Below are 17,971 nucleotides of genomic sequence, written 5' to 3'. Positions count from 1 at the left end.
CATTACGAGTAAAGATGCTCGTTTCGCGCAGCAGGACGGAAAGACCCCGGGACCTTTACTATAGCTTGATATTGGTGTTCGGTTCGGCTTGTGTAGGATAGGTGGGAGACTTTGAAGCGGCAACGCCAGTTGTTGTGGAGTCGTCGTTGAAATACCACTCTGGTCGTGCTGGATGTCTAACCTGGGTCCGTGATCCGGATCAGGGACAGTGTCTGGTGGGTAGTTTAACTGGGGCGGTTGCCTCCTAAAGGGTAACGGAGGCGCCCAAAGGTTCCCTCAGCCTGGTTGGCAATCAGGTGTTGAGTGTAAGTGCACAAGGGAGCTTGACTGTGAGACTGACGGGTCGAGCAGGTACGAAAGTAGGGACTAGTGATCCGGCGGTGGCTTGTGGAAGCGCCGTCGCTCAACGGATAAAAGGTACCCCGGGGATAACAGGCTGATCTTCCCCAAGAGTCCATATCGACGGGATGGTTTGGCACCTCGATGTCGGCTCGTCGCATCCTGGGGCTGGAGTAGGTCCCAAGGGTTGGGCTGTTCGCCCATTAAAGCGGTACGCGAGCTGGGTTTAGAACGTCGTGAGACAGTTCGGTCCCTATCCGCTGTGCGCGTAGGAGTGTTGAGAAGGGCTGTCCCTAGTACGAGAGGACCGGGACGGACGAACCTCTGGTGTGCCAGTTGTTCTGCCAAGGGCATGGCTGGTTGGCTACGTTCGGGAGGGATAACCGCTGAAAGCATCTAAGCGGGAAGCCTGCTTCGAGATGAGCACTCCCACCTCCTTGAGAGGGTAAGGCTCCCAGTAGACGACTGGGTTGATAGGCCGGATATGGAAGCCCTGTGAGGGGTGGAGTTGACCGGTACTAATAGGCCGAGGGCTTGTCCTCAGTTGCTCGCGTCCACTGTGTTGTTCTGAAACAACGACCCCCGCCATCGATGGGTGGGCGGTAGATAGTTTCATAGTGTTTCGGTGGTCATAGCGTGAGGGAAACGCCCGGTTACATTCCGAACCCGGAAGCTAAGCCTCACAGCGCCGATGGTACTGCAGGGGGGACCCTGTGGGAGAGTAGGACGCCGCCGAACAATTCTTCGAGAGAAGCCCCCGCCGGGGAACCGGACGGGGGCTTCTCTGTTGTAAGGTCAACGTGCAGTCGTGCACGGTCGTCACACGTACAGGAGGCCCCCGGGTGGAGGTCCAGGAGACGCAGGTCCAGACGGATCGCGTCCTCACCATCCCCAACCTGCTGAGCATGGGCCGGCTGGTCGGCGTTCCGCTGTTCCTCTGGCTCATCCTCTGGCCGGTGTTCGGGGGACCGAACAACGACGGATGGGCGCTGCTGATCCTGATGCTGAGCGGCATCAGCGACTACCTCGACGGGAAGCTCGCCCGTAGGTGGGGGCAGATCAGCCGGGTCGGCCAACTGCTCGACCCGCTGGCTGACCGGCTCTACGTGCTGTCGACCCTCCTCGGCCTGACCTGGCGCGAGATCCTGCCGTGGTGGCTCACGGCGATCCTGCTGGCCCGTGAGCTCTTTATCGCGGCGCTCCTGCCGATTCTCAACCGGCACGGCTACGGGCCGTTGCAGGTGAGTTTCCTGGGGAAGGCCGCGACATTCAATCTGATGTACGCCTTTCCGCTTCTGCTGCTCGGCACCGGGGACAGCTGGATCGCGCAGCCGGCGGAGATTGTGAGCTGGGCCTTCATCTGGTGGGGCACCACGCTCTACTGGTGGGCCGGGATTCTGTACGCGATCCAGGTGCGGCAGATCATCCGCGGTGGCGCGGCCTCCTCCGCGTCCACAGTCTGAGACGTGATCTGAGAGAAGTCCCACGGCGACACGGTGAGTCGGACGATATCTTCCGGGTAGACCACCCCTGGAACGGTTTGATGGACCTGCAGGTCCACCACCGCGAAGGAGGACGCACCCGTAATGAAAGCCGTCGTAATGGCAGGGGGCGAAGGCACCCGACTCCGCCCGATGACCTCCAGCATGCCGAAGCCGCTACTTCCGGTGGCCAACCGGCCGATCATGGAGCACGTGCTTCGGCTGCTGAAGCGGCACGGCCTCTCCGACACCGTCGTGACCGTCCAGTTCCTGGCCTCCCTGGTCAAGAACTACTTCGGTGACGGCGAAGAGCTGGGTATGAACCTCACCTATGCCAACGAGGAGACACCCCTGGGCACGGCGGGGAGTGTCAAGAACGCCGAGGACGCGCTCAAGGACGACTCCTTTCTGGTGATCTCCGGTGACGCGCTGACCGACTTCAATCTCTCGGAATTGATCGAGTTTCACCGCAGCAAGAACGCACTGGTCACAGTCTGTCTCACCCGTGTTCCGAATCCCCTGGAGTTCGGCATCACGATCACCGACGACGAGGGACGGGTCGAGCGCTTCCTGGAGAAGCCGACCTGGGGGCAGGTCTTCTCGGACACGGTCAACACCGGTATCTATGTGATGGAACCCGAGGTCTTCGGCTACGTGGCGGCAGGGGAGTCCGTCGACTGGTCGAGCGATGTGTTCCCGCAGCTGCTCAAGGAGGGCAAGCGGGTCTACGGCTACGTGGCCGAGGGCTACTGGGAGGACGTGGGCACGCACGAGAGCTACGGCAAGGCCCAGGCGGACGTCCTGGAGGGCAAGGTCGACGTCGAGCTCGACGGCTTCGAGATCTCGCCGGGCGTCTGGGTGGCCGAGGGCGCCGAGGTCGACCCGGAGGCGGTCCTCCGCGGGCCGCTGTACATCGGGGACTACGCCAAGGTCGAGGCCGGCGTGGAGATCCGCGAGCACACCGTGCTCGGCAGCAACGTGGTCGTCAAGCGCGGGGCGTTCCTGCACAAGGCGGTCGTCCACGACAACGTCTACGTCGGGCCGCAGAGCAATCTGCGGGGCTGCGTGGTCGGCAAGAACACCGACGTGATGCGGGCCGCGCGGATCGAGGACGGCGCGGTGATCGGGGACGAGTGCCTGGTCGGCGAGGAGTCGATCATCGCGGCCAACGTCCGGGTCTACCCGTTCAAGACCATCGAGGCCGGCGCGGTCGTCAACACCTCGGTCATCTGGGAGTCCCGCGGCCAGGAGCACCTGTTCGGGCTCCGCGGCGTTTCGGGGATCCTCAACGTGGAGATCACCCCGGAGCTGGCCGTGCGGCTGGCCGGCGCGTACGCCACCACGCTGAAGAAGGGCGCCACCGTCACCATCGCGCGTGACCACTCCCGTGGTGCGCGTGCGCTCAAACGGGCGATGATCTCGGCGCTGCAGACCAGCGCGATCGATGTGCGCGACCTGGAGAACGTGCCGATGCCGGTGGCACGCCAGCACACCGCGCGTGGCAGCGCCGGCGGGATCTTCCTGCGGACCACGCCCGGGGTGCCGGACTCGCTGGACATCCTGTTCTTCGACGAGCGCGGCGCCGACCTCTCCCAGGCCGGGCAGCGGAAGCTGGACCGGGTCTACGCACGCCAGGAGTACCGGCGCGCGTTCCCTGGCGAGATCGGGGACCTGACCTTCCCGTCCAGCGTCTTCGACTCCTACGCCGGCAACCTGCTGCGGACGGTGGACACCACCGGTGTCCGCGAGGCGGGCCTGAAGGTGGTCGTGGACACCGCGCACGGCAGCGCAGGGCTCGTTCTGCCGAGCATCCTCGGCCGGCTCGGGGTTGAGGCCCTCACGGTCTCCAGCGGGCTGGACGAGGCGCGGCCAACCGAGGACGCGGAGGAGCGCCGGGCCGGCCTGGCCAGGCTCGGCGAGTTGGTGGCTTCCTCCCGGGCGGCGTTCGGCGTCCGCTTCGACCCGGTGGGCGAGCGGGTGGCCTTCGTCGACGAGCTGGGCCGGGTGATCGACGACGACCGGGCGCTGCTGGTGCTGCTCGACCTGGTGGCGGCCGAACGCCGGAGCGGCCAGGTGGCGCTCCCGGTCACCACGACCCGGATCGCCGAGCAGGTCGCCGCCTACCACGGCACCCAGGTCATCTGGACCACGACCACGCCGGACGACCTGGCCAAGGCCGCCTCCGCCGAGGGCACGGTGTTCGGCGGGGACGGACGCGGCGGTTTCGTGGTCCCGGAGTTCAGCGGGGTGCTGGACGGGGCAGCGGCCTTCGTCCGGCTGGTCGGGCTGGTGGCCCGGACCCAGCTCACGCTGAGCCAGATCGACGCGCGGATCCCCCAGGCGCACATCCGCCGGCGGGACATCGCGACACCGTGGGCCGCGAAGGGCATGGTCATGCGCTCGGTGGTGGAGGCGGCCGGTAACCGGCGGCTGGACACCACCGACGGAGTCCGGGTGGTCGAGGCGGACGGGCGGTGGACGCTGGTCCTGCCGGACCCGGCCGAGGCGACCACTCATCTCTGGGCCGAGGGCCCGGACGACGAGGCGACGGACGCCCTGCTCGACGAGTGGGCGGCGGTGGTCGAGAGCGCCGGGCGGTGAGGATCTGACCGTGGCCGCGGCGCCGGGTGCCGGTCGGTCGGCACTGACGGGCACCGCGGCCCGGTGACGGGCCCAGGGCGGCGGGGCGGGCGGCAGGTGTGCCGCACCGCCCCGTTGTCCGTTCCATGGCTGTTCAGGTCGGTCTGCGGCTTCTGGGGAGTTCGTGACTCAGGGGGCGTGCACGGGCCCCTCAGCCGACGTGGGACGATGGTCCGCATGCCAGCGACGCCGACGCCGAGTGCCAGCAACGGACGGTTCAACCGTCCCGACGCCTCGATGTCCCTGCTGACCAACGTGATGGACCACAGTCTGGACGAGGGTTATGCCGAGGCGGCCGCGGCGAGGGGCGGGGACCACGACGGTCGGATACCCGGCACCGTCCGGGGTCTGCTGACCCTGGGCGCGGGCCTTGCCCTGGTGGGGGCGGTCCTGACGGTGGGCGCGGTGAACGCGCACGAGGCGGCGCCGACGTTGGCCAAGGAGCGCGACGCGTTGATCCACCGGGTCAACGACAGCAACGCCTCGGTGGAGCGGCTGCAACAACAGATCCAGGACCTGCGGCGGAAGGTCGACAGCGCCCAGCAGCAGGCGCTGGCCCCGGGGGACGGCGATCCGGCCGTCCTGGCGGGGGCGGTCGGCCTCGGCGAGGTGACCGGCCCGGGTGTCCGGCTGGTCCTGGAGGACGCCGCCGGGACCGGTGCCGGCGGGAACGTCGATCCACGGGCCGGCCAGGGCTTCTCGAACAGCGGCCGGCTGCGCGACCGCGATCTGCAACTGGTGGTGAACGGGCTCTGGGAGTCCGGCGCGGAGGCCGTTTCGATCAACGGGCAGCGGCTGACCGCCCTCTCGGCGATACGCGCCGCGGGTGAGGCGGTGCTGGTGGACAACCGGCCGCTGGTCCCGCCCTACACGGTGCAGGCGCTCGGCGACGGCCCGAGGCTGGTCGGCGCGTTCGAGAACCACATGGCGGGCCAGTACCTGCGCCTGCTGCAGGAGAAGTACGGCATCAAGTCGACGATCTCGGCGCAGAAGAGTCTGACGCTGCCGGCCGCGGTCGGTGTGACCCTGCGGTCGGCGCAGCCCGCCACGGCCGAGTCCACGCCCGAGCCCACGGCGAGTCCCGGTGCCGGCCCGAGCACGAGCCCGTCCGAGGCTCCGAGCCAGTCCCCGAGCCCGACGGCCTCCGGCAGCCGGTCGGCGAGCCCCTCCACGACCCCGTCGGCGGCGCCGAGCACGTTCTCCTCCGGGAAGCGCCCCCCCGGGCGGTTCCAGCAAGACCACGACAACCCACTCGTCGACGGCGCCCGCGAGCGGGTCGCCCTCCTCCGCAGGGACAGGAGCAGCTAGACCGTGATTGCCGTACTGGGTCTCGTGATCGGGGTGGTCGTCGGGCTCTTCGTCCAGCCCGAGGTGCCGGACGCCGTCGTGCCGTACCTGCCGATCGCGGTGGTGGCTGCGTTGGACGCCGTGTTCGGCGGTGTCCGGGCCATGCTGGACGGGATCTTCAACGACAAGGTGTTCATCGTGTCGTTCCTGTCGAACGTGGTGGTCGCAGCACTGATCGTCTTCCTCGGTGACCAGCTGGGCGTCGGCTCCCAGCTGTCCACGGGCGTGGTCGTCGTGCTCGGCATCCGCATCTTCTCCAACGCCGCAGCGATCAGGCGCCATGTCTTCCGCGCCTGAGTCGGGCCGCGGGCCGGCCGCCGCGAGGAGGACGGACGTGGCGACGGAGGATGCGGCGAAGGCCGGAACGACGGTGGACGGACAGGCGGGAGTGGTCGTGCGCGAGGACGGCGGCGCGGAGCGCGGGACGGCGCCGGAGCCGGTGAAGCCGCTGCCGAAGGCGGCCGAGCCGACGGTCGCGCCTGCGGAGTCGGCGGAGTCGGCCGGGACCGCCGAGAAGGCCGTGGAATCCGGGAAGACCGAGCGGCCGGGCCCGGCCGGGCCGGTGAAGCGTCCGGGGCCGGCAACGGCGCAGGAGCCGGCGGTCGGGCAGACAGCGGCCGACCGGGAGTCGGCCGGCGACGAGTCGGCCGAGGAGGGTCAGGCCGACGCGGCGACCGAGGTCGAGCAGACCGCCGAGCAGGCCGAGCCCGTCGCGGAGCCGGCGGCGAAGCCCGAGCCCGAGCCGGAGGGTGGGACGTCGAAGCCGGTGTCCGCACCCCAGCCGGCGGCCTCCCCTGCGCAACCCGCGTCCGCCGCTCCCGCCGCTCCCGCTGCCGACCGGGGCGCGGGGCGTCGGCGGCTGAAGGCGGCGCTCTGGCCGCCGCGGCTCTCCCGCGGCCAGCTGGTGGTGGCGGTGCTGCTGTTCTCCCTCGGTCTGGCCCTGGCGATCCAGGTCCGTTCGACGAACGACCACCACAGCCAGCTGCGCGGCGCACGTCAGGAGGACTTGGTCCGGATCCTCGACGAACTGGACAGCCGTCAGCAGCGTCTCCAACAGGAGAAAGCGGAGCTTGAGCAGTCCCTGACCAAGTTGGAGAACAGTTCCAACCAGGCCAAGGAGGCCCAGGAGCAGACCAGGAAGAAGGTGACGGAGCTCGGCGTGCTCGCCGGCACCGTCAAAGCCACTGGTCCGGGCATCGTACTGACGGTCGATGATCCCCAAGGGCAGGTGAAGGCGGATATGCTGCTGGACACCCTGCAGGAACTCCGAGCAGCGGGGGCGGAGGCGATTCAGATCAACGATGTGCGCGTGGTGGTCAACACCTACTTCACGGACGCGTCCGGCGGTGGCGTGCTGATCGACGGGAAGAAGGTCTCGCAGCCGTACCGCTTCACCGTCGTGGGGAACCCGCAGGACCTCACACCCGCGCTGAACATCCCGGGGGGTGTCGTCCGCACCCTGGAGAGTCATCAGGCCCGGGCGACCATCTCCCAACAGCAGAAGGTCGCCGTCGACGCCCTCGTCGATCTGAAGACGCCGCAGTACGCCAAGCCGGCTCCGAAGTGACGGGGCGCCTGCCGTACGGTCCGTCACCTGCGGGCGGCCCCCGGTGCGGGGTGCCGCCGTCGGGTGGGCGAGACTGGTCCACACCAGCACATGTCGGAGCACCACACGTCGGAGTACCACTCCAGCCGGCCCGATCGCAGACCGGGCCCGCAGCCTGTCCGAGGTTCTCACCCTGCCCCGCGGGCGGGTCTGTCACACGCAAGGGGATTCGCCCGTGAGTTTCTTCTCGAAGTTGTTCGGTCGTAGCAAGGACCGTGACGCGGCCGCCGTCGAGGCGCCCACCGCGCGTCACCGTCGTGCCGACGAAGAGCCCGCCGTGCCGGGCATGCGACCCGCCCCCGAGGGGGTGGAGTACGCCGAGCGCCCGCTCTTCCGCGAGGGCGGGGGCCAGCAGTTCGCCGGGAATCCGGCGGGCTACGGCGCGTCGGTTGACCCCTCCGGCGACCCGCGCATAGGTTTCCAGTCAGGACCCTCAATCTCTGGTGGAGGGTTTGCCCCGGACCCGTACGCCGGGCACAACCCGTCGGGTGTGCCTCGCCAGGAGGCTGTGAACATGGCTGGCCCCACTCCGTGCCCCCGGTGCGGCAACCCGAACCCGGCGTCGGCCCGCTTCTGCTCCAACTGCGGTACGGCCCTGCGCGGTGGTGCGCTGCCCGAGGGGGCGGTGGAGACCACCTCGACCATCTCGATCTCCGGTCTGGAGTCCTACGACCCGAACACGACGACCGGGACCGGCACGCCGGCCCTGTCGGCCGAGGTGCTGTCGGCGATCGACGCGCTGCCCCCGGGCTCGGCCCTGCTGATCGTCCAGCGCGGCCCGAACTCCGGCAGCCGCTTCCTGCTGGACTCGGACAAGACCACGGCCGGTCGCCACCCGCAGGGCGACATCTTCCTGGACGACGTCACGGTCTCCCGCAAGCACGTGGAGTTCCGCCGGACGCCGGGCGGCGGCTTCACCGTCGCGGACGTGGGCAGCCTCAACGGCACCTACGTCAACCGCGAGCGGATCGACGAGGTGCCGCTGAACAACGGCGACGAGGTGCAGATCGGGAAGTACCGGCTGGTGTTCTTCGCCAGCCACAACCGGGGGTACTGAACCCAACTTCGGCAGGAGCCCGAGTGAGCACGAATACCCCTTCCTCTCCGCTCGGGGCGGCCGCCCCCGCATCCTCCGGTCCGCAGACGGACCAGGGCACGTGGGGGGCGGTCGCGGCCCCCAGGCAGCCGGTCCGCCCGGACCGGCCGGCCGGGGGCGGCCGCCGGCGCGGCGGCGACGAGCTGCTGAGCATCGGCGCGGTGCTGACCTTCCTGCGGGACGACTTCCCGGAGGTCACCATCTCGAAGATCCGGTTCCTGGAGGCCGAGGGCCTGGTGGAGCCGCAGCGCACGCCCTCGGGGTACCGCAAGTTCAGCCCGGCCGACGTCGAGCGGCTCGCCTACGTCCTGCGGATGCAGCGTGACCACTACCTGCCACTGCGGGTGATCCGCGATCACCTGGAAGCCATCGAGCGCGGCGAGAGCCCGCCGGCGCTGCCGGCCGCCGAGAGCCGCCCCGGACCGCTGGAGGAGGCGGACCGCGAGCTGGTCGCGACCGCGGAGGCCTCCACCGGGGTCCGGCTGGGCCGGGCCGAGCTGCTGGCCGCGGCCGAGGCCGGCGAGGGCGAGCTGGCCGAGTGGGAGTCCTACGGGCTGGTCGCGTCCGGGCCCGACGGCGGCTACGACGGCGAGGCACTGCAGGTCGCCCGGCTGGTCGCGGAGCTCGGCCGGTACGGGCTGGAGCCTCGCCACCTGCGGGCCATGAAGGCCGCCGCCGACCGCGAGATCGCGCTGGTCGAGCAGGTCGTGGCGCCGTTGCGCCGACACCGGAACCCGCAGACCAGGGCGCACGCCGAGGCCACGGCACGGGAGCTCGCGACGCTCTCGGTGCGGCTGCACGCGGCTATGGTCCAGGCCGGTCTGCGCACCCGCGCGTGACGGCTCCGGGCCGCTGACCAGCGCTGTCGGCTCTGCGCTTTCATATCCGGGGCGCGGGCCATAGGGTTGCCTGTGTGAATGAGCTCGACGTCGTGGGTGTCCGGGTGGAGATGCCTTCCAACCAGCCGATCGTGCTGTTGCGGGAGGTCGGGGGCGATCGCTACCTGCCGATTTGGATCGGCCCCGGCGAGGCGACTGCGATCGCCTTCGCCCAGCAGGGCATGACGCCGGTGCGCCCGCTGACGCACGACCTGTTCAAGGACGTCCTGGAGGCGCTCGGCCAGCAGCTCACCGAGGTGCGGATCACTGATCTGCGGGAGGGCGTGTTCTACGCGGAGCTGGTCTTCGCCGGCGGAGTGGAGGTCAGCGCGCGGCCGTCCGATGCGATAGCGCTGGCCCTGCGCACGGGCACGCCGATCTACGGGAGCGAGGAGGTGCTCGCCGAGGCGGGCATCGCGATCCCGGACGAGCAGGAGGACGAGGTGGAGAAGTTCCGCGAGTTCCTCGACCAGGTCTCGCCGGAGGACTTCGGCGGCGGCGCGCCGCAGTAGCCCGATCCGGTGGTTTCCGTCCGGCGGGCGCACGCGTGCGGCAAGCAGCCGGGCCGATAGGACGTACTCGTTTGGTCGTTTTGCCAAATAGCGTTCGTCTACCCACACTAGGGGCACGAAAAACCACTCTCCTGAGCGATGGGGATTCCCCGGCCCGGCGTGGCGATCGTTGACGGGTCATGGGCGACTGCCTACCGTCAGGAGTGGCTGCCCGGGTGCCTGTCGCCCCGCAGTCTGGGTTGCCCGCAGCAAGTGGACGGAGGTAGGCATGACCGGCACCGGCGATGACGCGGCCGTGGGAGGCCTGTGTGCCGTGCACATGCCGCGCACCGGCCGTACCGTGTCGGACCTGCCCCGGACGGACCTGCCCCGAATGGGCCGGTTTCCGGCCGTCCAGCCGGGTCAGCCGGCCATCGAGCGGCTCGCCCCGACCTCGGAGCTGATCGGCTACCGCGGCCCGACGGCCTGTGCCGCCGCCGGGATCACGTACCGCCAGCTGGACTACTGGGCCCGGACGGGCCTGCTGGAGCCGAGCGTCCGTGCGGTCTACCCCGCGAGCAGCCACCGGTTGTACAGCTTCCGCGACATCCTGCTGCTGAAGATCGTCAAGCGGCTCCTGGACGCCGGCGTGTCGCTGCAGAACATCCGGGTGGCGGTCGCCCACCTGCTGTCGGCCGAGGTCGGCGACCTGACCGGGCTGACGCTGATGTGCGACGGCGCCACGGTGTACGAGTGCACCACGCCGCAGCAGGTGGTCGACCTGCTGAAGGGTGGTCAGGGCGTGTTCGGCATCGCGGTCGGCGCGGTCTGGAAGGAGCTGGAGCTGGCCCTCGGGCGGCTGCACGCCGAGCGGACCGACACCGGGGAGACGGTGGTCGGGCACGACCCGGGCGACGAGCTGGCACAGCGCCGCAACCGCGCGGTCTGATCGCCGGACTGATCGAGCGAAGGACGAGGCCGTGGGCCCGGACGGGGAACCGTCCGGGCCCACGGCCTCGTCGTGCCTGATGGAATCGAACAGGCCGGGCTGCCGGGGAACCGGCGCACCGAGCGGGGGAGGGAACGTGCGGGGCGGCTCGGGAGTGATCGACCTGACGGTGCGGCGGGTACGCCGGTTCGGGGCGGGGCTGCGGCAACGGCGAACCCAGCGGCGGCTGTTCCAACTCGTCACCGCCGGATGCGTGTTGGCGCTGGCGCCGAGCGCCTGGCTCTGGATCGCCGCGGGGGACCGGGTCGGCACGGTGGCGAGCGCGCCGAGCGCCCCGGTTGCGGTCGTGTTCGGCGCGGGGCTGTTCGACGGCAAGCCCTCTCCCTACCTGGCGCACCGGCTGGATGCGGCGGTCGACCTGTACCGGGCGCAGAAGGTGCAGGCGATCCTGGTCACCGGTGACAACGGGCGCGACGGCTACGACGAGACCGATGCGATGCGCGACTACCTGGTCGAGCACGGTTTGCCGCAGATCCGGGTGGTCGGTGACTACGCGGGCTTCGACACCTGGGACTCCTGCACCCGGGCGCACCGGATCTTCGGCGTGGACCGCGCGGTCCTGGTGAGTCAGGACTTCCACGTCCGGCGGGCGCTGGCGCTCTGCGAGGCGGCCGGCATCGACTCGTACGCGGTGGGTGTGCCCGAGTGGCGCGACGCCACCTGGCTGTACGGCGGGGTGCGCGAGATCCCCGGGGCTGGCAAGGCGGCGCTGAACGTGCTGATGCGGCCGGACCCGGTCTTCCTCGGGCCCAAGGAGGAGGGCATCCCCCGCGCGCTGGCCGACGCGGCGGCCGCGCCCCGGCCGTAGCACGCCCGGGGCCCGGGATCCCGGGGCGGCGTGGGCAGTGGGCGGCGTGGGCAGTGGGTACGGCGCAGCGACCGCGGGCCGTGGTTCGCACGGACTGTCGGACCCGTGCGGCATGATCGGCAGGTGCGGTCGCTGCCGAGCATCATCCACCTCGACATGGACGCCTTCTTCGCGGCGGTGGAGCAGGCGGCCAAGCCGAGCCTGCGCGGGAAGCCGGTGATCGTCGGCGGCCTGGGCGGCCGCGGGGTCGTCTCGACGGCCTCGTACGAGGCGCGGCGGTTCGGGGTGCACTCGGCGATGCCGATGGCACAGGCGCGCCGGCTCTGCCCGAACGCGGCCTTCCTGTCCGGGCGGTTCGAGGCCTACCGGCAGGTCAGCGAGATCGTGATGGGCCTGCTGCGGGAGCTGTCGCCCCTGGTCCAGCCGCTCAGCCTGGACGAGGCGTTCGTCGACCTTGAGGCGGGCCCGTACGGGCCGGTGCTGGCGGAGGCGGACCACGGGACGGGGGAGCGGTTGGTGGTGGCCCTCGCGGAGGACCTGCGGGCCGACATCCAGCGGCGTACCGGGCTGACCGCCTCGGTCGGGGCTGCCGGGTCCAAGCTGATGGCCAAGATCGCCTCCGAGCAGGCGAAGCCGGACGGGCTGGTGCTGATCGAGCCGGGTGAGGAGCGGGCGGTGCTCGGGCCGATGCCGGTGCGGGCGCTCCCGGGCATCGGCCCGGCCACCGAGCAGGTGCTGCGCCGTGCTGGGCTGAACACGGTGGCCGACCTTGCGGAGGCGGGGGAGGCCGAGCTGGTGCAGCTGCTCGGGCGGTCGCACGGCGTCGGCGTCCACCAGATGGCGATAGGGCTGGACGACCGGCCCGTGGTGGCCGACCAGGACGCGAAGTCGGTCTCGGTGGAGGACACCTTCGAGGTGGACCTCGCCGACCGCGAGCGGGTGCTGCGCGAGGTGGACGTGCTGGCCGCGCGGTGCGTGCGGCGACTGCGGGCGGCCGGCCGGTCGGGGCGGACCGTGGTGCTGAAGGTCCGGCGTTTCGACTTCTCCACGCTGACCCGTTCGGAGACGCTGCGCGGTCCGACGGACGACGAGGCGGTGATCACGGAGACCGCGCGCCGGCTGGCCTCCCAGGTGGACATCACGGGCGGCGTGCGGCTGCTCGGCGTGGGGGTCTCCCAACTGGCCGACTACACCCAGGAGGACCTCTTCGCCCAGGCGGAGCGGACCGAGGCGGCCGCCGAGCAGCACCCGGTGCCGGCCGGGGAGGAGAACGGGCCGGCGGCGGAGGAGGAGGCCGTGGCGCGGCACTGGATGCCCGGGCAGGACGTGCACCACGACGAGTTCGGCCCCGGCTGGGTGCAGGGCAGCGGGGTCGGGCGGGTCACGGTGCGGTTCGAGACGCCGTGGAGCGGGCCCGGGCGGGTGCGGACCTTCGCGGTGGACGATCCGGCGTTGGAGCCGGCCCGGCCGCTGCCGCTGCACCGGGACGCGGGCCGGGGCGAGCACGGTGGCGCCGAGGTTGCCGAGCCCGGGGAGCGGCGTGGTCGGGAGGGAGGCTCCGGTGCGGACCCGGCCGGACAGGACCCGGCAGGACAGGACCCCGCCGGGAAGGGCTGAGGATGCGAAGCGGCCCCACCCGGCAGGGCGGGTTCTAGCGATCCCCGCAACACCCTGTAGTTCAGGGAGTTGCGGGGATCGTGGATTTCGGGGTGTTGAAGGCGAGGTTCTTCGAGGCGTTGGACCGGGAGGACGGCAGCGTCTCGGGTGCTGCCCGGATGGTCGGGGTGAGTCGTCATACGGCGGCCGGCTGGGCGCGGAAGGCCGGTGTCCGCGGCCGGGGGAAGTCCGGTACGGGCGGGCATCCGGGCCGGGCGGAGTACGAGCGGCTACGCGCGTCCGGGGTGCGACGCCGTGATGCCGCGGCACGGGTTGGGGTCCACGAGCGCACCGCCCGGGACTGGGACCGCGGGATCCGCAAGATCGGCAACGCGCGCCTATACCCCGATGGGCGCAGGATCGACTACACAACGGGGATGACCAGCACCGTTTCCTCCAAGGCCACACCGTCCCTCGCGGCGGTCGAGGCCGAGCTGCATCCCCGGTTCTTGACGGTGGCCGAGCGGGAGCTGATCGCGGACCTGCACCGTGAGGGCCGGTCGCTGCGGGCGATCGGACGGGCATTGGGCCGGCCGGCCTCCACCGTCAAACGCGAGATCGATGCCCGTTCCGTCGACGGCCTCTACCGGCCGCACCGCGCCCAGCGGGCCTGGGCCGGGAGCCGGGCGCGCCCCAAGGACTCCAAGCTCGCCCAGGACGGTCCACTGCGCGAGTTCGTCACGGACGGGCTGCGGAAACGGTGGTCGCCCGAGCAGATCTGTCACGCTCTGGTCATGGAGTTCCCCGACGACGACAGCATGCGGGTGAGTCCGGAGACGGTCTACCAGGCGATCTACGTCCAGGCCCGCGGCGGGCTGCGTCGCGAGGTCGCACTCGCACTGCGCACCGGGCGCACCCGACGCAAGCCGCAGCGCAGCCCGGAGCAGCGCACGTCCCGGTTCGTCGACGAGATGGTGATGATCTCCGAACGCCCTGCCGAGGTCGAGGACCGGGCGGTTCCCGGCCACTGGGAAGGCGATCTGATCGTCGGCACCCGCAACGAGAGCGCGATCGTGACCCTGGTCGAGCGCTCCACCCGTTACGTCCTGCTCGGACACCTGCCCGGCGGGCACACCGCCGAGGAGGTCCGGGAAGTGCTGGTGCCCCTGATCCAGACCCTGCCCCAGCACCTACGCGGCTCGCTGACCTGGGACCAGGGCTGCGAGATGGCCGCGCACAAGCAGTTCACCGTGGCCACGGGCGTGCCGGTCTACTTCTGCGATCCGCACTCACCCTGGCAGCGCGGATCGAACGAGAACACCAACGGCCTGCTACGGCAGTACTTCCCCAAGGGCACCGACCTGTCCGTCCACAGCCCCGAAGACCTCGAACACGTCGCCCAACAACTCAACGGCCGACCACGCAAAACGCTCGACTGGAGAACCCCAGCCGAGCGCCTGCGTGATCTACTAACGACCACATAGCCATCAGGTGTTGCGAGGACCCCAAGAATCCGCCCAGGGCCGGGCGGGGCCGTTTGCAGTGCCGGCCTCGGCGGTCGTGATGCCCTCGTCGACCGCTCGGGGACCGGTTCCCCCGCGCCCTGTCCCTGAGCGCGGGGGTGGACGCCTCGTCAGGCGTCGGTCTTGGCCAGCGTGGGGCTGGAACCGAGGTCCGCCGTCTCGGCGCCGGCGGTGACGGTGGCGGTGGGCTTGATCGTGCGGATCATGAACGGCACGGCGCCGGCCACCACGCAGACCGCGGCGGCGACCCAGAACGCGTGCTTGTAGGCGTCCAGGGTGGGCAGCGTGACGGGGATCGGGAGCTTCATGGTGTCACCGGTCAGGATGGCGGCCATGACCGCGGTGCCGATCGCGCCGCCGACGGTGCGGAGCACGGCGTTCATGCCGTTGGCGATGCCGCTCTGCTCGACCGGGACGGCGCCGTTGATGTAGGCCGGCATGGCCGAGAAGGCGAGGCCGATGCCCAGGCCGAAGATCGCCGAAGCAGTGTAGATGTCGCCCTCGTGGCTGTGCCGCACGGCCAGGTAGGCCATGGCGACGGCGCCGAGCACGCCGCCGAGGACCAGCGGCAGGCGCGGGCCGCGACGGGCGATCAGCAGGGCGCCCAGCGGGGCGGCGACCATCGAGCCGATGGCGGACGGCAGCAGCATCACACCGGCGTGCAGCACGGTGGCGGTGAAGCCGTAGTGGGTGAGCTTCTCCGGGGTCTGGGCGAAGTTGCTGATCACCATGAACGAGCCGTACATCCCGAAGCCGATCAGCAGGCCGGCGAGGTTGGTGAAGGCGACGGCCGGGCGGGACATCATCTTCATGTCCACCAGCGGGTGCTTCACCTTGACCTCGATGACGCCCCAGATCAGGGCGACCACGGCGGCGACGGCGAACAGGCCGAGCGTGCGGGTGGAGGTCCAGCCCCAGTTGTTGCCCTGGCTGACCGCGACCAGCAGGGCGGAGAGCCAGCCGGCCAGCGTGATCGCGCCGAGCGGGTCGGCACCGCCGTCCTTGTCGGTGACCGGGTCGGTGGGCACCCGAAGGGCGACCAGGGCGACCGCGATCAGGCCGAAGACCAGGCCCATCCAGAAGATGGACTTGTAGCTCCAGTGCTCCAGCAGGAGACCGGTGGCGACGAGGCCGAGGCCGCTGCCGACGCCCATCGAGGCGCTGATGGCGGCGACGCCGCCGGTGACCTTCTGCTTCGGCAGCTCGTCGCGGACGATGCTGATGGCCAGCGGGAGCACGCCGCCGCCGGCGCCCTGGAGGACGCGGGCGACGACCAGCCAGGTGAAGGAGTGGGTGCTGACGGCCAGCGCGGAGCCGGCCACCAGGCCGGTCAGCGAGATCAGCAGCATCGGCTTGCGGCCGCGCAGGTCGCCGAACCGGCCCAGCAGGGGGGTGAGCACGGCGGCGGAGAGCAGGTTGGCCGTCATCAGCCAGGTGATGCTGGAGCCGGAGACGCTGAGCTCCTTGGCCAGCGAGGGCAGGATCGGGACGACCGCGGTCTGCACCACGCTGAACGACAGCATCGCCAGAATCAGGGCCGGCAGGACCCGGGCGCTGCTCTGCTTCTCGGCCGCGGTGGTGGGCTGGGGTGCCTCACTCACGGTTGCTTCCTCCCGTACATAGTGAATGAACTGAAGCAACCATGCCGGGAGATACTTCATTGTGTCAAATATCGATCGGTGAAGCTTTGGCAAAGTCGAAGGACCCCGGGCCGGGCCCGGGGTCCTTCGGGTCGAGAGGGGAGGGCTCAGGCCAGCGGCCTGAGGGGGGCCGGGTGGGACGGCGCGTCGGACGACGAGTGCTCGGCCGAGGTCGAGGCCGGCGACCCGGGGGCGGCGGAGTGGCCGGAGCCCGAGGCGGCGGAGCGGTCGGCGGCGGGGGCGGTGTCGTCGTGCACCTCGACCTGCTCCCGGCGCAGCTCGTCCCGGACCACCTCCTCGGTGGTGTAGCGCTCGACCACCAGGCGCACCCGTTCGATGGGGGCCAGGTACTTGCGGACCACCGGCCGCTCCTCGCGGAGCGTCACCTCCTCCACCGCCTCGGCGATCTCCTTGTCGCTGAGAGCGGCCCGCTCCGTGTCGCCGACCGGCATCCGCTCGACCCGGACCCGCTCGCGCACCACCGGCACCCGGCGCTCCACCGGCTCGCTGGTGACGTACTTGCGCAGCTTCGCGGTGCCGAGCACGTGCCACTCGGTGGTGATGTCCAGCCGCTCCTCGCGGCAGGTGATCTCCAGCGGAGCGGCGGGGGCCGTGGTGCCGGGGGTGGCCGTCGTGTCCGGGGCCGCCGTCGTCGCGGCGACGGGCACCGCCGGGGCGGTCGGGACCGAGACCTGCGGACGCGTCTCGGGGGCCGCGGGTGTCGCCGGGGCGGCGGCCGGTGCGGTGCTGTCGAGGGTCCGCACGTGGGCCTCCGTGGCGTGTTCGGACGGCTTGCCGAGATCGGCCGCCGGGCTGGTGTGATGGGCGGGGGCGGCCGTGTCGGCCGGGTGGAAGGCGGCCGGCTTGGTGGCGGCCGGCTTCGTGGTGGCCGCGGTGGTACCGGCGGCCGCGGCCGTGCCGGCGGGCACGGTGCCGAAGTCCAGGTCGGCGGGCTGCGAGCCGGAGCCCGCCCCGTTCGACCGGTTGCCGTCCAGCGCGGTGTCCAGCCCGTAGTAGCGGTACAGCTGGAGCTCCTGGGCGGGCGACAGGTGCTGGCCCACGCCGAAGTCCGGTGACTCCTTCACCAGCGACTTGTCGTACGGAACCCTCAGCTCGTCGCCGGAGAACTCGCTCGTGGTCAGGGGGACGAAGGCGTCCCGGCCGAAGATGCCGGTCCGGACGGCGGCCCACTCGGGCTGCCCGGTGGCGTCGTCCAGGTACACCTCGTCGACCGTGCCGATCTTGTCTCCGTTGCGGTCGACCGCCTTGTGGCCGATGAGGTCCCGGGGGTCGATATCGGTCTGCACTCTTTCCTCCAGTGCGCTGCGCCTGCGGAACTCCCGCAGGCCGGCGGCCGGCCCGCCCGTCCGACACCGCCACTTCACACCAAAAGCCATGAACCGGACGCCCGCGACCGGGGAGCCGCCGGACGGGCCCCGCACTGCTCCGTACGGGGCACCCGTGCGGCGGCCGAGTGACCCGGCACACCCGTGATCGAACCGCCTCCCGCTGGTACC

The 17,971-nt window shown here is 70.8% G+C and carries 13 protein-coding genes, 2 rRNA genes and 1 pseudogene (1 of these 16 cut by a window edge); 14 read left to right on the top strand and 2 right to left on the bottom strand.

Annotated elements, in window-relative coordinates; genetic code table 11:
• From ACF9IK_RS06175 to ACF9IK_RS06110, 14 genes and pseudogenes are all read left to right on the top strand, one after another.
• A 23S ribosomal RNA gene (locus tag ACF9IK_RS06175) occupies window positions 1-881 on the top strand (it extends 2,237 nt beyond the left edge of the window).
• A 79-nt stretch (window positions 882-960) separates the two neighbouring features.
• A 5S ribosomal RNA gene (rrf, locus tag ACF9IK_RS06170) occupies window positions 961-1,077 on the top strand.
• A 104-nt stretch (window positions 1,078-1,181) separates the two neighbouring features.
• Window positions 1,182-1,802, top strand: a complete 621-nt coding sequence (locus ACF9IK_RS06165) for a CDP-alcohol phosphatidyltransferase family protein (RefSeq protein WP_395293218.1) — start codon at window positions 1,182-1,184, stop codon at window positions 1,800-1,802.
• Window positions 1,803-1,925: 123 nt separating this feature from the next.
• Entirely contained in the window at window positions 1,926-4,421 is a 2,496-nt protein-coding gene (locus ACF9IK_RS06160) for a sugar phosphate nucleotidyltransferase (RefSeq protein WP_395293217.1), read from the top strand.
• 207 nt (window positions 4,422-4,628) lie between these two features.
• Window positions 4,629-5,522 (top strand): annotated as a pseudogene (locus tag ACF9IK_RS06155) (DUF881 domain-containing protein); the annotation flags it as partial.
• Window positions 5,523-5,771: 249 nt separating this feature from the next.
• Window positions 5,772-6,104, top strand: a complete 333-nt coding sequence (locus ACF9IK_RS06150; RefSeq protein WP_030062488.1) for a small basic family protein — start codon at window positions 5,772-5,774, stop codon at window positions 6,102-6,104.
• Window positions 6,105-6,369: 265 nt separating this feature from the next.
• Complete coding sequence (locus tag ACF9IK_RS06145; RefSeq protein WP_395298478.1) at window positions 6,370-7,374, top strand: DUF881 domain-containing protein; 1,005 nt, start codon at window positions 6,370-6,372, stop codon at window positions 7,372-7,374.
• A gap of 553 nt (window positions 7,375-7,927) precedes the next feature.
• Window positions 7,928-8,470 (top strand): FHA domain-containing protein, encoded by a 543-nt coding sequence (locus tag ACF9IK_RS06140; protein WP_313766689.1) that lies wholly within the window; start codon window positions 7,928-7,930, stop codon window positions 8,468-8,470.
• Between the two features lie 182 nt (window positions 8,471-8,652).
• Window positions 8,653-9,348 carry a MerR family transcriptional regulator gene (locus ACF9IK_RS06135; RefSeq protein ID WP_395298477.1) on the top strand — a complete coding sequence of 232 codons (696 nt, stop codon included), beginning with the start codon at window positions 8,653-8,655 and terminating at the stop codon, window positions 9,346-9,348.
• Between the two features lie 74 nt (window positions 9,349-9,422).
• Entirely contained in the window at window positions 9,423-9,899 is a 477-nt protein-coding gene (locus ACF9IK_RS06130) for a bifunctional nuclease family protein (protein WP_148641491.1), read from the top strand.
• A 268-nt stretch (window positions 9,900-10,167) separates the two neighbouring features.
• The gene (locus ACF9IK_RS06125) at window positions 10,168-10,827 is read left to right on the top strand and encodes a MerR family transcriptional regulator (protein WP_395293216.1); all 660 of its coding nucleotides are present in this window, start codon (window positions 10,168-10,170) and stop codon (window positions 10,825-10,827) included.
• Between the two features lie 169 nt (window positions 10,828-10,996).
• The gene (locus ACF9IK_RS06120; RefSeq protein ID WP_395298476.1) at window positions 10,997-11,695 is read left to right on the top strand and encodes a SanA/YdcF family protein; all 699 of its coding nucleotides are present in this window, start codon (window positions 10,997-10,999) and stop codon (window positions 11,693-11,695) included.
• A gap of 123 nt (window positions 11,696-11,818) precedes the next feature.
• The gene (locus ACF9IK_RS06115; protein ID WP_395293215.1) at window positions 11,819-13,312 is read left to right on the top strand and encodes a DNA polymerase IV; all 1,494 of its coding nucleotides are present in this window, start codon (window positions 11,819-11,821) and stop codon (window positions 13,310-13,312) included.
• A gap of 284 nt (window positions 13,313-13,596) precedes the next feature.
• Entirely contained in the window at window positions 13,597-14,775 is a 1,179-nt protein-coding gene (locus ACF9IK_RS06110) for an IS30 family transposase (protein ID WP_395298423.1), read from the top strand.
• A 149-nt stretch (window positions 14,776-14,924) separates the two neighbouring features.
• Here ACF9IK_RS06110 and ACF9IK_RS06105 read toward each other — a convergent pair whose 3' ends face one another.
• Together ACF9IK_RS06105 and ACF9IK_RS06100 are read right to left on the bottom strand one after the other, a co-directional pair.
• Window positions 14,925-16,415: an MFS transporter gene (locus tag ACF9IK_RS06105; protein ID WP_395293214.1), complete on the bottom strand. Its 1,491-nt coding sequence runs from the start codon at window positions 16,413-16,415 to the stop codon at window positions 14,925-14,927.
• 146 nt (window positions 16,416-16,561) lie between these two features.
• The gene (locus ACF9IK_RS06100; protein ID WP_395293213.1) at window positions 16,562-17,761 is read right to left on the bottom strand and encodes a PRC and DUF2382 domain-containing protein; all 1,200 of its coding nucleotides are present in this window, start codon (window positions 17,759-17,761) and stop codon (window positions 16,562-16,564) included.
• Between the last annotated feature and the right edge of the window lie 210 nt (window positions 17,762-17,971).

This window comes from Kitasatospora hibisci (assembly GCF_043950205.1).
GTDB classification, from domain to species: domain Bacteria; phylum Actinomycetota; class Actinomycetes; order Streptomycetales; family Streptomycetaceae; genus Kitasatospora; species Kitasatospora hibisci.
This window is presented reverse-complemented; position numbering and strand designations above follow the sequence as displayed.

Excerpts from the sequence above, each read along its gene's own strand:
- ACF9IK_RS06160 (WP_395293217.1), top strand. The coding sequence starts at position 1,926 with ATGAAAGCCGTCGTAATGGCAGGGGGCGAAGGCACCCGACTCCGCCCG.
- ACF9IK_RS06140 (WP_313766689.1), top strand. The coding sequence starts at position 7,928 with ATGGCTGGCCCCACTCCGTGCCCCCGGTGCGGCAACCCGAACCCGGCG.
- ACF9IK_RS06125 (WP_395293216.1), top strand. The coding sequence starts at position 10,168 with ATGACCGGCACCGGCGATGACGCGGCCGTGGGAGGCCTGTGTGCCGTG.